The organism is Dactylosporangium cerinum, from assembly GCF_042653625.1.
GTDB classification, from domain to species: domain Bacteria; phylum Actinomycetota; class Actinomycetes; order Mycobacteriales; family Micromonosporaceae; genus Dactylosporangium; species Dactylosporangium cerinum.
Genome location: NZ_JBHSIU010000019.1, coordinates 1 through 13,338, shown reverse-complemented (window position 1 = coordinate 13,338; position 13,338 = coordinate 1). Strand labels below are relative to the sequence as shown.

15 protein-coding genes and 1 pseudogene are annotated in these 13,338 nt (G+C 71.9%); 15 read left to right on the top strand and 1 reads right to left on the bottom strand.

Going from position 1 to position 13,338, the window contains the following annotated elements:
• Positions 1 to 4: 4 nt before the first annotated feature.
• Genes ACFPIJ_RS17795 through ribH form a run of 3 tightly spaced genes read left to right on the top strand, consistent with a single transcriptional unit; the run spans position 5 to position 2,315 of the window.
• A complete protein-coding gene (locus ACFPIJ_RS17795) occupies positions 5 to 598 on the top strand; it encodes a riboflavin synthase (RefSeq protein WP_203850038.1) in 594 nt (197 codons plus the stop codon).
• Entirely contained in the window at positions 595 to 1,839 is a 1,245-nt protein-coding gene (locus ACFPIJ_RS17790; RefSeq protein WP_380116222.1) for a bifunctional 3,4-dihydroxy-2-butanone-4-phosphate synthase/GTP cyclohydrolase II, read from the top strand. Before ACFPIJ_RS17795 ends, ACFPIJ_RS17790 begins: the two co-directional genes overlap by 4 nt.
• Entirely contained in the window at positions 1,839 to 2,315 is a 477-nt protein-coding gene (ribH, locus tag ACFPIJ_RS17785) for a 6,7-dimethyl-8-ribityllumazine synthase (RefSeq protein WP_203850010.1), read from the top strand. The genes ACFPIJ_RS17790 and ribH overlap by 1 nt, the downstream gene beginning before the upstream one ends.
• Before the next feature lie 71 nt (positions 2,316 to 2,386).
• Here the strand turns inward: ribH and ACFPIJ_RS17780 are convergent, their stop codons facing one another.
• A complete protein-coding gene (locus ACFPIJ_RS17780; RefSeq protein ID WP_380116220.1) occupies positions 2,387 to 2,887 on the bottom strand; it encodes a hypothetical protein in 501 nt (166 codons plus the stop codon).
• Between the two features lie 126 nt (positions 2,888 to 3,013).
• Between ACFPIJ_RS17780 and ACFPIJ_RS17775 the strand changes: the two genes are divergently transcribed.
• The 12 genes and pseudogenes from ACFPIJ_RS17775 to ACFPIJ_RS17720 all read left to right on the top strand — a co-directional run.
• On the top strand, positions 3,014 to 3,565 hold the full coding sequence (locus ACFPIJ_RS17775) for a SigE family RNA polymerase sigma factor (RefSeq protein WP_380116219.1): 552 nt from the start codon (positions 3,014 to 3,016) through the stop codon (positions 3,563 to 3,565).
• Positions 3,562 to 4,596 (top strand): GerMN domain-containing protein, encoded by a 1,035-nt coding sequence (locus ACFPIJ_RS17770; protein ID WP_380116217.1) that lies wholly within the window; start codon positions 3,562 to 3,564, stop codon positions 4,594 to 4,596. Before ACFPIJ_RS17775 ends, ACFPIJ_RS17770 begins: the two co-directional genes overlap by 4 nt.
• Positions 4,597 to 4,683: 87 nt before the next feature.
• Positions 4,684 to 4,947: a phosphoribosyl-ATP diphosphatase gene (locus ACFPIJ_RS17765; RefSeq protein WP_203850014.1), complete on the top strand. Its 264-nt coding sequence runs from the start codon at positions 4,684 to 4,686 to the stop codon at positions 4,945 to 4,947.
• Between the two features lie 49 nt (positions 4,948 to 4,996).
• A complete protein-coding gene (hisG, locus tag ACFPIJ_RS17760; protein WP_380116215.1) occupies positions 4,997 to 5,851 on the top strand; it encodes an ATP phosphoribosyltransferase in 855 nt (284 codons plus the stop codon).
• A 4-nt stretch (positions 5,852 to 5,855) separates the two neighbouring features.
• Positions 5,856 to 6,317 (top strand): PH domain-containing protein, encoded by a 462-nt coding sequence (locus ACFPIJ_RS17755; RefSeq protein ID WP_380116810.1) that lies wholly within the window; start codon positions 5,856 to 5,858, stop codon positions 6,315 to 6,317.
• A gap of 127 nt (positions 6,318 to 6,444) precedes the next feature.
• Entirely contained in the window at positions 6,445 to 7,167 is a 723-nt protein-coding gene (gene infC, locus ACFPIJ_RS17750) for a translation initiation factor IF-3 (RefSeq protein ID WP_380116213.1), read from the top strand.
• A gap of 168 nt (positions 7,168 to 7,335) precedes the next feature.
• On the top strand, positions 7,336 to 7,530 hold the full coding sequence (rpmI, locus tag ACFPIJ_RS17745) for a 50S ribosomal protein L35 (protein ID WP_327009555.1): 195 nt from the start codon (positions 7,336 to 7,338) through the stop codon (positions 7,528 to 7,530).
• Between the two features lie 87 nt (positions 7,531 to 7,617).
• Positions 7,618 to 7,980 (top strand): 50S ribosomal protein L20, encoded by a 363-nt coding sequence (gene rplT, locus ACFPIJ_RS17740; RefSeq protein ID WP_033356865.1) that lies wholly within the window; start codon positions 7,618 to 7,620, stop codon positions 7,978 to 7,980.
• Between the two features lies 1 nt (position 7,981).
• Positions 7,982 to 8,845, top strand: a complete 864-nt coding sequence (locus tag ACFPIJ_RS17735; RefSeq protein WP_380116211.1) for a TrmH family RNA methyltransferase — start codon at positions 7,982 to 7,984, stop codon at positions 8,843 to 8,845.
• 129 nt (positions 8,846 to 8,974) lie between these two features.
• Entirely contained in the window at positions 8,975 to 10,060 is a 1,086-nt protein-coding gene (gene pheS, locus ACFPIJ_RS17730; RefSeq protein ID WP_380116209.1) for a phenylalanine--tRNA ligase subunit alpha, read from the top strand.
• Between the two features lies 1 nt (position 10,061).
• Positions 10,062 to 12,575 (top strand): phenylalanine--tRNA ligase subunit beta, encoded by a 2,514-nt coding sequence (gene pheT / locus ACFPIJ_RS17725; RefSeq protein ID WP_380116207.1) that lies wholly within the window; start codon positions 10,062 to 10,064, stop codon positions 12,573 to 12,575.
• A gap of 335 nt (positions 12,576 to 12,910) precedes the next feature.
• Positions 12,911 to 13,338: pseudogene (locus ACFPIJ_RS17720) on the top strand (nucleotide sugar dehydrogenase); the annotation flags it as partial.

Genomic DNA, 13,338 nt, shown 5'->3' with positions numbered 1-13,338 from the left:
CCCAGTGTTCACCGGCATCATCGAAGAGCTCGGGACGGTCGTCGCGATCGACCCGCTCGGCGACTCGGCACGGCTGACGATCCGCGGTGCGACCGTCACCTCCGACGCCGCGCACGGCGACTCCATCAGCGTCAACGGCGTCTGTCTGACCGTCGTGGACAACGCCGACGGCGTCTTCACCGCCGACGTGATGGGCGAGTCCCTGGACCGCTCCACCCTCGGCTCGCTCGCCGCCGGTTCCGCGGTCAACCTCGAACGCGCCGCGACCATGGCCACCCGCCTCGGCGGCCACATCGTGCAGGGCCACGTCGACGGGGTCGGCGCGGTGCTGTCCCGGGAGGCCGGCGACCAGTGGGAGACCGTCACGTTCAGCCTCCCGCCGCAGCTCGCCCGCTACGTCGTGGAGAAGGGATCCATCACCGTCGACGGGATCTCGCTGACCGTCATGGCGATCACCGACGACACGTTCTCGGTCGGGCTCATCCCGACCACGCTCAAACTCACGACGCTCGGCGCCAAGGGCGTCGGCGAGCAGGTCAACCTGGAGGTCGACATCATGGCCAAGTACGTCGAGAAGCTCCTTGGCGCGAAGGCATGAGCGCGCCCATCACGGACCTCGACCCGATCGAGCGGGCCGTCAAGGACATCGCCGCCGGCAAGGCCGTCATCGTCGTGGACGACGAGGACCGCGAGAACGAGGGTGACCTGATCTTCGCGGCGGAGCACGCCACGCCCGAGCTCGTCGCCTTCATGGTCCGCTACACGTCGGGCTACATCTGCGTGCCGATCACCGAGGCCGAGGCCGACCGGCTCGACCTGCCGCCCATGTACCGCACGAACCAGGACCGCCGGGGCACCGCCTACACGGTGACCGTCGACGCCAGGTTCGGCGGGACGACGGGCATCTCCGCCGCCGACCGGGCCCGCACGATCAAGCTGCTGTCGTCGGCGGAGACCAAGCCGACCGACCTGTCGCGCCCCGGGCACATCGTGCCGCTGCGGGCCAAGGACGGCGGGGTCCTGCGCCGCGCCGGGCACACCGAGGCCGCCGTCGACCTCGCCACCATGGCCGGGCTGAGCCCCGCCGGTGTGCTGTGCGAGATGGTCAACGACGACGGCACCATGATGCGCCTGCCCGACCTGCGTGCCTTCGCCGAGCAGCACGACCTGGCGCTGATCAGCATCGCGGACCTCATCGCGTATCGGCGGCACACCGAGAAGCAGGTCGAGCGGGTCGCCGAGACCCGGCTGCCGACCGAACACGGCGTGTTCCGGGCCGTCGGCTACACCACCGAGTTCGACGACGGTGAGCACATCGCCCTCGTCTACGGCGACCTCGGCGACGGCGAGGACGTCCTGGTCCGGGTCCACTCGGAGTGCCTCACCGGCGACGTGTTCGCCTCGGTCCGCTGCGACTGCGGCCCCCAGCTGCACGCGTCCATGAAGATGGTCGCCGCCGAGGGGCGTGGCGTCGTGCTCTACATGCGCGGGCACGAGGGCCGCGGCATCGGGCTGATCCACAAGCTGCAGGCGTATCAGCTGCAGGACCTCGGCCGGGACACCGTCGACGCCAACCTCGACCTCGGCCTGCCCGCCGACGCCCGCGACTACGGCACCGGCGCGCAGATCCTCGTCGACCTCGGCATCAAGACGATGCGACTGTTGACGAACAACCCGGCCAAACGGGCGGGCCTGGAGGGGTACGGTCTGTCCGTGCTCGCTCGGGTTTCCCTGCCGACCCGGCCGCACCCCGAGAACGTGCGCTACCTGCGCACCAAGCGGGACCGCATGGGGCATCTGCTGGACGAACTCGACGAGGTCGCGGAAGGACTTGCGTAATGGCTGGTAGTGGGGCGCCCGTCCTGCAGCGCGTGGACGGCACCGGGTTGACCCTCGGCATCGTCGCCACCCGGTGGCACGCCGAGCTCGTCGACCACATGCTCAACCGGGCGATCGAGGCCGGCGAGGCGTCGAACGTCGACCACATCACCGTCGCCCGCGTCGACGGCGCCGTGGAGCTGCCGGTCCTCGCGCAGGCCCTGGCGCACCGCTTCGACGCCGTGGTCGCCCTCGGGGTCGTGGTCCGCGGCGACACGGCCCACTTCGAGTACGTCTGCCAGTCCGTGACCGACGGGCTGACCCGGGTCGCCCTGGACGAGTCGACCCCGGTCGCGCACGGCGTCCTCACGGTCGACAACCTCGACCAGGCCCGGGCCCGGGCCGGCCTGCCCGGCTCCCCGGAGGACAAGGGCTACTCGGCCACCCTGGCCGCGCTCGACGCCGCCCACGCCCTCCGCCAGGTAGCCAAGTCGTAGTGCAATGTCCGTGATCCGGAAGACCCTGTGCACCCCTGGGTACCCGAAGTCTTCCGGATCACGGGAACCGCTCAGACCTCGAGGACGGCTGCCAGTTCGTCCCGGAAGGCGCGTTCGGCGGGGGTGACCAGTTCGCCGCCGAAGCCGAGGACGCTGCCGGACTTCGCGGCGCTCACGACCTGGTCGGCGAGGGTGATGAGCCAGAAGCGGTAGGACTCGGCGTCGGCGTCGGTGGCCTTCGCGGCGAGGAGCTCGTGGGCGGCCCGCGCGCGGTCGATGACGTCGGCGATGCCCGCCTCGCGGTCCGGGAACTCGATGATCGGCGGCTCCTGGCCGCTCACGAGGCCCTCCTCGATGTCGCCCTGCCGCGCGACCACGTCGGTGGCGATCGTGCGGACCAGGTCGCTGGCGGAGTCGCGGCCGTCGGCGATGGCGGTCATGCCGGCCGTCCACTCGTCGCGGGTGCGGCGGCTGCCGTCCTGCTCGGCCTGGGAGGCGGCGATCAGCACGGACTGCGGCAGGCCCACGAGGAGCCCCCACTCTTCGTCGGTGTACTTCGGCACGGTTTCCACCGGCCCACGATATCCAGACCGGGTGGACTTCGCCTTTCGGGTGACAGCGGTAAACCGGACAGCCACTTGGCGCGTCGTAGGTGTGTGACGGCCGACGTGGGGACCACGCCATGGGACGGTAGGACGGTGTCAGCCGAGCCCGCCCGTGACGACGCGCGCGCCCTGAGCAGATCCTGGAGCGCCGACGACGCGGTCACGGCGCTGTTCTCGGCGCACTACCGGGGCCTGGTCAGGCTCGCGGTGCTGCTGCTGCACGACGAGACGGCCGCCGAGGACGTGGTGCAGGACGCCTACGTGGCGCTGCACCGGCGCTGGTGGCGGCTGCGGGACGCGGACAAGGCACTGGCGTACCTGCGGATCAGCGTCGTCAACGGCGCCAGGTCGGCGCTGCGGCACCGGGGGGTCGCCGACCGGTACGTCGCGGCCCGGCGGGTCGTGGACGAGCCGACGGTGGCCAGCGCGGAGAGCGGCGCGCTGGCGTTGCTGCGGCACCGGGAGGTCCTCGAGGCGGTCCGCCGCCTGCCGGCCCGGCAGCGGGAGGCGATCGTGCTGCGGTATTACGGGGAGCTGTCCGAGGCCGAGATCGCCGACGCGATGGGGGTCAGCAAGGGCTCCGTCAAGAGTCACGCCTCGCGGGGCATGGCCGCCCTGCGGGAGAGTCTGGAGCTGGCGCCATGAGGATGTCGCCGGAGGACCGGCTGCGGGCGGCGCTGCGCGCCCAGGTCGACGAGGTCGAGGTGACGCCCGACGCGCTGCCGCGGATCCGGGGACGCATCCAGGAGCGGCGCCGCGGCGGCGGGTGGGCGGTCATCGCCGCCGGCGCGGCGGTCGCGGCCGTCATCGCCCTGGCCGTCGTGGTGTTCGTGCCGGACCGGGTGCCGCCGCACGGGGTGACGGATCGGCCGCCGGTCACGTCGGTGACGCAGGAGCCGGTCGAGCCGTCGGCGCCGGCGACCACGGCCGGGCCGGTGGTCCCGGGGGAGCCCGTGAAGATGCAGCTGCCGGTGTACTACGCCCGCAACGACCGCCTCGTCCGCGAGTTCCACGAGCTGCCGCTGCCGGTCGACGACGACGCGCACCGCATCGAGGCCTCGGTCACGGAGGCGTTGCGGGCCGGCAGCGCCGCCGACCCGGACTACGAGACGCTGTGGCCGGACTCGGTGACCGTGCGGGGCGTCACCGTCCAGGGCAAGGTGGTCGTCGTCGACCTCTCCGACGTCGGCACCGTGCCGCGCGCCGGCACCCCCGCCCTCGCCGTGCAGCAGCTGGTGTCCACGGTCGCGGCCGCGGCCTCGTACACCTCGGTCAAGCGGATCGACGGGGTGCGGATCACGATCGACGGCGCCCCCGTCGCGAAGCTCTGGAACACGGTCGACACCAGCAAGCCGGTCAAGCAGCTGCACCCGTCGGAGATCTACGCGCCGGTGTGGGTCATCGACCCGCAGCAGGGGCAGTCGGTCGGCCGGTCGTTCACCGTGCACCTGGCCGGGATCGTGTGGGAGGGCACCGTGAACCTCAGGGTGCGGGGGGCCGGCGGCGAGGTCGTCGTGGAGCAGGTCGTGCAGCTGTCCGTGGGGGCGCCGGCGGTCGGTGAGGCGCGGGTGCCGGTGACGCTGCCGCCCGGCCGGTACCTCGTGGAGGCGTACTACATCTCCCAGGCCGACAGCAGCGTCCAGGGGGTCGACGACCACGAGTTCATCGTCGGGTGAACACCGGACGAGATGACGGTGAGGCAGGACACGCCTGTCGTGATCTCGATTCCCCTTTCGCATCCGGGCCTGCGAGAATTCGTGCCCGTGAAGACCTTTGACGAGTTGTTCGCCGAGCTGACCGCCAAGGCCGCCGCGGGCACCCCGGGCTCCGGCACGGTCGCCGCGCTGGAGAAGGGCGTCCACTTCATCGGCAAGAAGGTCGTCGAGGAGGCCGCCGAGAGCTGGATGGCCGCCGAGCACGAGGGGCGGGAGCGCACCGCCGAGGAGCTCTCGCAGCTGCTGTACCAGGTGCAGTGCCTGATGCTGGCGACAGGGCTGTCGCTGGAGGACGTGTACCGACATCTGTAGGCCGGTGCCCGCGTCCGTTCCCGCCACCCGCTGAAAGGTCCTCCTTCCCATGCTCAGAATCGCCGTGCCCAACAAGGGCACCCTGTCCGGCCCCGCCGCCCAGATGCTGCAGGAGGCCGGTTACCGGCAGCGGTCCGACCCCAAGGACCTGCTCTGCCGCGACGAGGCCAACGACGTCGAGTTCTTCTACCTGCGACCCCGTGACATCGCCACCTACGTCGGCTCCGGCGACCTGGACCTCGGCATCACCGGCCGGGACCTGCTCATCGACGCCGACAGCGGCGCCGAGGAACTCCTCGATCTGGGGTTCGGCCGGGCCACGTTCCGGTTCGCTGCGGTGCCCGGCTCGACCAAGGGTGACCAGCCCGCCGACCTGGCCGGGCTGCGGGTCGCGACCGCCTACCCGGGGGTCATGCAGCGCTACTTCGCCGAGCACGCGGTGGACGCCGAGGTGATCCGGCTCGACGGCGCCGTGGAGAACGCGATCCGGCTCGGCGTCGCCGACGTCATCGCCGACGTCGTGGAGACCGGCGCGACCCTGCGCCAGGCCGGCCTGTCGATCTTCGGTGAGCCGATTCTCAAGTCGTCGTCGGTGCTGGTCCGCCGCAGCGGCACCGGCGACCTGGCGCCCGCGGCGACGCAGCTGCTGCGCCGCCTGCAGGGTGTCCTGGTGGCCCGCCGCTACGTGATGCTCGCCTACGACGTGCGGGCCGACGCGCTCGACGCGGCGGTGGCGCTGACCCCGGGCATCGAGTCGCCGACGGTGTCGCCGCTGCACCGGGAGGGTTGGGTGGCCGTCCAGGCGATGGTGCTGCGGGACGAGGTGCACCGGATCATGGACGAGCTGTACGAGGTGGGCGCCCGGGCCATCCTGGTGACCGGCATCCACGCCTGCCGCCTGTAGGCTCCTGAGCGTGAGCAGCACCGTTGTCGCCCGTCCGCGGCGTGCCAGGATCATCGCATTCGTCCTCGCCGCCGTGGTCGTGGTGGTTTTCACGCTCATCGCGCTGGGGCTGCACGGCAAGACCGGCGACGGCCCCGGCTACTTCCAGCGCGGTGACCAGGCCGCGATGATCGGGCTGGGCATCTGCGCCGCGCTCGCCATCCTGCTGATGGCCCGGCCCAAGGTCGAGGCCGACGAGACCGGCGTGCGGGTCCAGAACATCATCGGGTCCTACGACCTGCCGTGGGACGTGGTGCGCGCCGTCACGTTCGGCCGCGGCAGCCCGTGGCTCACCCTGGACCTGCACGACGACGAGCGGGTCGCGGTGATGGCGGTGCAGATGACGGACAAGGACCACGCCGTCAAGGCCGCGCGCCGGCTGCGGGCCCTGCACGCCGCGTCGTTGACGAGCAGCGTGGTAGAGTAGCCGGAGTCGACCGCACGTCGCGTCCCCAACAGGATCGTTTCGTGTTCGAAGCGGAGTTCAGCACTCCCACCCGTGCAGCTCAGGGCAGCCGGGTCCGGTCTGGCCGCACGGTTCCTCGCCAGGGACGATGTGGTCAAGTGGGCCCTCGCATGCGCGCTGCGCATCCGGGGGCTTTTCCGCTTCGGTCGGCACAACAGACAGCACCGATCGAGGAGGCCACATCAGCGTCGAGCCACGCGTCAACGAACAGATCCGGGCACGTGAGGTCCGGCTGGTCGGCCCGGAGGGTGAGCAGGTGGGCATCGTCCCGCTCGAGCGCGCACTCCAGCTGGCCGCCGACGTGGACCTGGACCTGGTCGAAGTTGCGCCCATGGCACGCCCGCCCGTCTGCAAGCTCATGGACTTCGGCAAGTTCAAGTACGAGAGCGCGCTCAAGGCAAGGGAAGCCCGGCGTAACCAGCAGCAGACCGTCATCAAGGAGATGAAGCTCCGTCCGAAGATCGATCCGCACGACTACGAGACCAAAAAGGGTCACGTCATGCGGTTCCTGAAGGCGGGCGACAAGGTCAAGGTAACGATCATGTTCCGAGGCCGCGAGCAGAGCCGCCCGGAGCTGGGGTTCAGGCTGCTGCGCAAGCTCTCGGAGGAGATCTCGGAGCTGGGCTTCGTCGAGGCCTCCGCGAAGCAGGACGGCCGCAACATGATCATGGTTCTCGCGCCGCACCGCAACGTGAAGGCCGCGGCCACCGCGTCCCGCGAGGGGCGCACCGAGGGCGCCGAGGACACCACCGCGCCGGAGGGCGAAACAGTCGCCGTCCTGCCCGAGGTCGTCACCGCCGACCAGGGATAACCGCACCACCTGCACCAACCGGCACCAACCACAACGACCGCGTCGTGCGGGCGGGACCCGCACAGCGGCGTCCTGGCCTGTGCGCCGGTGCGCCACGGCACCCTCCAGCCGATCCGTCGGGGAGGGTGCCGGCTCTGGCGTGCCGCACATGGAAGGGCAACATCAGCCATGCCGAAGTTCAAACCGCACTCGGGGATGAAGAAGCGCGTCAAGATCACCGGTCGCGGCAAGATCCTCGCCGAGCCGGCCGGCAAGCGCCACCTGCTCGAGGTCAAGCCCAGCAAGCGGACCCGCCGGCTCAGCGGCACTGTTGAGCTCGCCAAGACCGAGACCAGGCGCGTCAAGAAGATGCTCGGCCTGTAACACGCGGCGTCACAAGCCCCCCTTTCCTGGACTTTTCCGACCGGCCCCATTGGCTTTGGGCCGGTCTCGCATGAGGAGTAACGAACCGTGGCACGCGTGAAGCGGGCAGTGAATGCCCAGAAGAAGCGCCGCACCGTCCTGGAGACCGCCAGCGGCTACCGCGGGCAGCGCTCGCGGCTGTACCGCAAGGCCAAGGAGCAGGTGCTGCACTCGATGCAGTACGCCTACCGCGACCGGCGCGACCGCAAGGGTGACTTCCGCCAGCTGTGGATCACCCGCATCAACGCCGCCGCCCGCGCGAACGGCCTGACCTACAACCGGCTGATCCAGGGCCTGCGCCTGGCCGGTGTCGAGGTCGACCGCAAGATCCTCGCCGAGCTGGCGGTCAGCGACGCGAAGGCGTTCAGCGGCCTGGTCCAGGTGGCGAAGACGGCCGTTGCCGCAGCCTGACGTGTTTGCGCAACCCGGGGCGGTCTTCACCACGCGGACCCCCCGGGTTGTCGCTGCCCGGCGCCTCCAGCGTCGCCGGGACCGGGACGAGACCGGCCGCTTCCTCGCCGAAGGCCCCCAGGCCGTCCGCGAGGCGCTCGCCGCCGGCGTGGTCGTCGAGGTGTTCGGCACCGCCGACGCCCTCACCCGCCACGCGGCGCTGTTCAGCGCCACGACAGGCGGCGCCACGGCAAGCGGTGCCACGGCAAGCCGCCCGACGGCAAGGGTCAGCGAGGTCGACGACGAGGCCCTCGCCGCGCTCACCGAGACCGTCCAGCCGCAGGGCCTGGTGGCGGTCTGCACCCAGCGGGACGTCCCCCTCGCCGACGCGCTGCGCAAGGCGCCGCAATTGATCGCCGTCTGCGCCGACATCCGCGACCCCGGTAACGCCGGCACGGTCCTGCGCACCGCCGACGCCGCGGGCGCCACCGCGGTGATCTTCGCCGGCGACAGCGTCGACCCGTACAACGGCAAGGCCGTCCGCGCGTCCGCCGGCAGCCTGTTCCACGTCGACGTGGTCAGGTCCCGGTCCAGCACCGCCGCGGTCGCCGCGCTGCAGGACGCCGGCCTCCGGGTGCTCGCCGCGGACGGATACGGCGAATCGGATCTGTTCGAACGCTCCGACCTGTCCGAGCCGACCGCATGGCTGTTCGGATCCGAGGCGCACGGCCTGCCGGACGACCTGAAGCACGCCGCCGACGCCCGGGTGCGGGTGCCGATCCTCGGCGGCGCGGAGAGCCTGAACCTGGCTGCGGCCGCCGCCGTGTGCTTGTACGCTTCTGCGAAAGCTATGCAAGCGAAGAATGCGTTGAAGGAGTCGATGTGAGCGCACTGTTTATGCGGCCCGCCGGTAGCGGTGGGCGGACAGGACGCACCACCTCCTGACACCTTCCCACGGCCGGCGGGCGCCCCTCTCTACACTGTCCGAGGCCCGATTCCGCGTGGGAAGAGTCCAATGACCTACCGCAATGATCCGTACGACCCGAAGCAGGCCATGCTGCTGGCCCAGGACGCCCTGGACGACGCCGTCGCCGGCGCTGACAAGGCGTTCGCCGGGGCGAGCGACCTCGACGCCCTCGCGGCGCTGAAGTCGCAGCACCTCGGCGACCGCGCCCCCATCTCCCTCGCCCGGCGCGAGATCGGCTCGCTGCCGCCGGCCGCGAAGTCCGACGCCGGCAAGCGCGTCAACGAGGCCCGCGTCGCCGTGCAGGCCGCCTTCGACGCGCGGCTCGCGGCGCTGACCGCGGAACGCGAGGAGCGGGTCCTGGTCGAGGAGACGGTCGACGTCACCCTCCCCACCGGCCGCCGGCCGCGCGGCGCCCAGCACCCGCTGACCACGATCATGGAGCGGGTCGGCGACCTGTTCGTCGGCATGGGCTACGAGGTCGCCGAAGGCCCCGAGGCCGAGTGGGAGTGGTACAACTTCGACGCCCTCAACATGCACCCGGACCACCCGGCGCGCTCGATGATGGACACGTTCTTCGTCGCCGCCTCCGGCGCGGACAGGGACACCGACTCGCGGATCGTGCTGCGGACCCACACCTCGCCGGTGCAGGCCCGCACGATGCTCACCCGCCGGCCGCCGATCTACATCGTCTGCCCCGGCCGGGTGTACCGCACCGACGAGCTCGACGCGACCCACACCCCGGTGTTCCACCAGGTCGAAGGCCTCGTGATCGACAAGGGCATCACGATGGCGCACCTCAAGGGCACCCTCGACCACTTCGTCAAAGGCCTGTTCGGCCCCGGCACGGAGACCCGGCTGCGGCCGTCGTACTTCCCGTTCGTCGAGCCCGGCGCCGAGATCGACATGTGGTTCCCGCACCACCGCGACGGGGCCCGATGGGTCGAATGGGGCGGCTGCGGCATGGTCAACCCGCGGGTGCTGCGCGCCTGCGGGATCGACCCGGACGAGTACTCCGGGTTCGCGTTCGGCATGGGCATCGAGCGGGCGCTGATGTTCCGCAACGCGGCCGGGGACATGCGGGACATGGTTGAGGGTGACGTGCGCTACGCGCGGGCGTTCGGATGGGAGGCCTGAGATGCGGGTACCGCTGTCATGGCTGCGTGAGCACGTCGACCTGCCGCCGGACCTGACCGCCGACGGCCTGGAGAAGGCCCTCGTGAAGGTCGGCCTCGAGGTCGAGGAGATGACCGACGCCGGCGCGACCGTCGAAGGTCCCCTCGTCGTCGGGCGGGTCGAGTCGATCGAGGAGCTGCAGGGGCTGAAGAAGCCCATCCGCTACTGCCTCGTCGACGTCGGCAACGCCGAACCGCAGGGCATCATCTGCGGCGCCCGCAACTTCGCCGAGGGTGACCTCGTCGTGGTCGCGCTGCCCGGCGCGGTCCTGCCGGGCGGGTTCGCGATCGCCGCCCGCAAGACCTACGGGCACATCTCCAACGGCATGATCTGCTCCGCGCGGGAGCTGGGCGTCTCCGACGAGCACGACGGCATCATCGTCCTGGCGCCTGGGCCCGATGGAAGTGACGCAGCTGAGCCCGGCGCCGAGGCGCGGCCGGTCGTCGGGCTCGACGACATCGTGGTCGAGGTCAACGTCACCCCGGACCGGGGCTACTGCTTCTCGGTGCGGGGCATCGCCCGGGAGCTGTCGCACTCGCTCGGCGGCGCGTACCGCGACCCGGTCGCGGCGGTCGTGCCGATCGAGGGTGACGGCACCGACGCGTACCGCATCGACGTGCGCGACAGCGTCGCCTGCGACCGGTTCACCGCCGTCGCGGTCCGCGGCGTCGACCCGGCCGCACTGACCCCGCAGTGGATGAAGGCGCGCCTCGCCGTCGCCGGGATCCGCTCGATCTCCCTGCCGGTCGACATCACCAACTACCTGATGATCGAGACCGGCCAGCCGATGCACGCCTGGGACCTGGAGCGGCTCACCGGCCCCCTCGTCGTGCGCCGTGCCACGGCGGGGGAGAAGCTGACCACGCTCGACGGGGTCAAGCGGGCCCTCGACCCGCAGGACATCGTCATCGCCGACGACACCGGCGTGGTGTCCCTGGCCGCCGTCATGGGCGGCAGCACCACCGAGGTGTCGGCGAGCACCGTCGACGTGCTCCTCGAGGCCGCGCACTGGGAGCCGCTGTCGGTGGCCCGCACGATCCGCCGGCACAAGCTGCCCAGCGAGGCCGGCAAGCGCTACGAGCGTGGCGTCGACCCGCAGATCACCGCGGCCGCCGCCGCGCGGGCCGCGGCGCTGCTCGCCGAGTACGGCGGCGGCACCGTCGACCGGCGGGTCACCGACGTCTACGCGGTCGTGCCGCCCGCGCCGGTCACCATGGCCGTCACCCGGCCGTCGGAGCTGGCCGGCATCGACTACACCCAGGAGCGGGTCGTCGAGGTGCTGACGATGATCGGCGCCTCGGTCGAGGTCGACGGTGGCCGCGCCGTGGTGACCCCGCCGAGCTGGCGGCCCGACCTCACCGACCCGGCCGACCTGGTCGAGGAGGTGCTGCGCCTCGACGGGTACGACCGGATCCCCAGCGTCCTGCCGATCGCGCCGCCCGGAGCCGGGCTGTCCGTCACCCAGCGCCGCCGGCGGACCGTGGGCCGGGCCCTCGCCGACGCCGGGTTCACCGAGACGCTCTGCTACCCGTTCGTCGGCGTGGCCACCCTCGACGCGCTGCGGATCCCGGCCGGCGACCCGCGCCGCGACATGGTGCTGCTGCGCAACCCGCTGTCCGACGAGGAACCCGGGATGCGCACGACGCTGCTGCCGCCGCTGCTCGGCGCGCTGCGCCGCAACCTCGGCCGTGGCCTGCGGGACCTGGCGCTGTTCGAGCTCGGCACGGTCTTCCTGCCCGGCGGGCCGGTCCGGGTCGCGCCGACCGCCGGCGTCGACGGGCCGCCGCCGGCCGAGGAGCTGCGGGCCGCGGAGGCGCTGCTGCCGCACCAGCCGTGGCACGTCGCCGCCGTCATCGCCGGCGACGCCGACCCGGCCGGCTGGTGGGGCGCTGGCCGCCCGGCCGACTGGGCCGACGCGGTCGACGCCGCCCGGGTCGCCGTCGAGGCGGCCGGGGTGACGCTCACCGTCCGCGCCGCCACCGACGTCCCAGGCGTCGCCGAAGCGGTCGCGCCGTGGCACCCGGGCCGCTGCGCGGCGCTGCTCGTCGGCGACACCGTCGTCGGCTACGCCGGCGAGCTGCACCCGGCCGTCTGCGCCGACCTCGACCTGCCCCGCCGCACCGTGGCGATGGAGTTCGACCTCGACGCGGTGCCGATCCCCGGCGTCTCGACCGCGCCGCGGCTGTCGGGCTTCCCGACGGCGCTGCTCGACGTGGCGCTCGTCGTCGACGCGGCCACCCCGGCCGGCGACGTCGCCTCGGCGCTCACCGAGGGCGCGGGTGCGCTGCTGGAGTCGGTGCGGCTCTTCGACGTCTACGAGGGCGCGCAGCTCGGCGCGGGACGCAAGTCCCTGGCCTACAAGCTGACGTTCCGCGCCGCCGACCGGACGCTCACCGGCGAGGAGGCCCTCGCCGCCCGTGACGCCGCGGTCGCCGTCGCCGCCGACCGGTTCGGCGCGACCCTGCGCGGCGCGTAGGCCCGTGCACCGGTCACGCGCCCGGCGGCGCGTGACCGGTCAGCCGAATCAGGGCGGCCGCATCGGACAACGGCGGCCGCCCGAACGGACAGTCACGTCCCCGGTGCCCGCTGTTGCCATCACCGTCAGATATCGGACCGAGTGCCGTTTCCGCAGGCCGAGATCGTGTGGGAGGGGACGCTTCACCCTCAGTGGGTCCGAAACCAGACCCGCAGGGGTGGTACCGTCACGGCGCCGAGCCATCCTCCGCAGGGTCATGTGGCGTGAGGTCATCCCGAGGGCTCGGCCCGCGCCAAGCGCCGGCTTCGATCTCGGCTCTCCTGGAGGGGCAGCGCGTGTCAGACGATAGTGCATCGGCAGGCTTCACGACCGACGTCGTGGTGATCGGGGGGTGCGGCCGGGTCGGACTACCGCTCGGCATCGCCATGGCCTCCCGCGGTCTGCAGGTGACCCTGTACGACATCAACGCGGCTGCGGTCGCGGTAGTGAACGAAGGTCGTCTGCCGTTCGACGAGGACGGCGCGGCCGAGCCCCTCGCGACCGCGGTCAAGGACGGCAGGCTCGTTGCCAGCACCGACCCGGCGAGTGTCGCGTCGGCTGAGCATCTTGTCGTGATCGTGGGTACGCCCGTCGATGAGCACCTGAACCCGAACATCGGTGCGGTGCCGGCGGCGATCGAGCGGTGCGCGGAGTACCTGCGTGACGGGCAGTTGATCGTGTTGCGCAGCACGGTGCATCCGGGTGTCACGGCGTTGACGGAGAA

Coding starts and splice junctions, on each gene's coding strand:
- ACFPIJ_RS17770 (WP_380116217.1), top strand. CDS start 3,562: ATGAGGATGTCGCCGGAGGACCGGCTGCGGGCGGCGCTGCGCGCCCAG.
- ACFPIJ_RS17790 (WP_380116222.1), top strand. CDS start 595: ATGAGCGCGCCCATCACGGACCTCGACCCGATCGAGCGGGCCGTCAAG.
- infC (WP_380116213.1), top strand. CDS start 6,445: ATGTGGTCAAGTGGGCCCTCGCATGCGCGCTGCGCATCCGGGGGCTTT.
- rpmI (WP_327009555.1), top strand. CDS start 7,336: ATGCCGAAGTTCAAACCGCACTCGGGGATGAAGAAGCGCGTCAAGATC.
- ribH (WP_203850010.1), top strand. CDS start 1,839: ATGGCTGGTAGTGGGGCGCCCGTCCTGCAGCGCGTGGACGGCACCGGG.
- pheT (WP_380116207.1), top strand. CDS start 10,062: ATGCGGGTACCGCTGTCATGGCTGCGTGAGCACGTCGACCTGCCGCCG.
- pheS (WP_380116209.1), top strand. CDS start 8,975: ATGACCTACCGCAATGATCCGTACGACCCGAAGCAGGCCATGCTGCTG.
- hisG (WP_380116215.1), top strand. CDS start 4,997: ATGCTCAGAATCGCCGTGCCCAACAAGGGCACCCTGTCCGGCCCCGCC.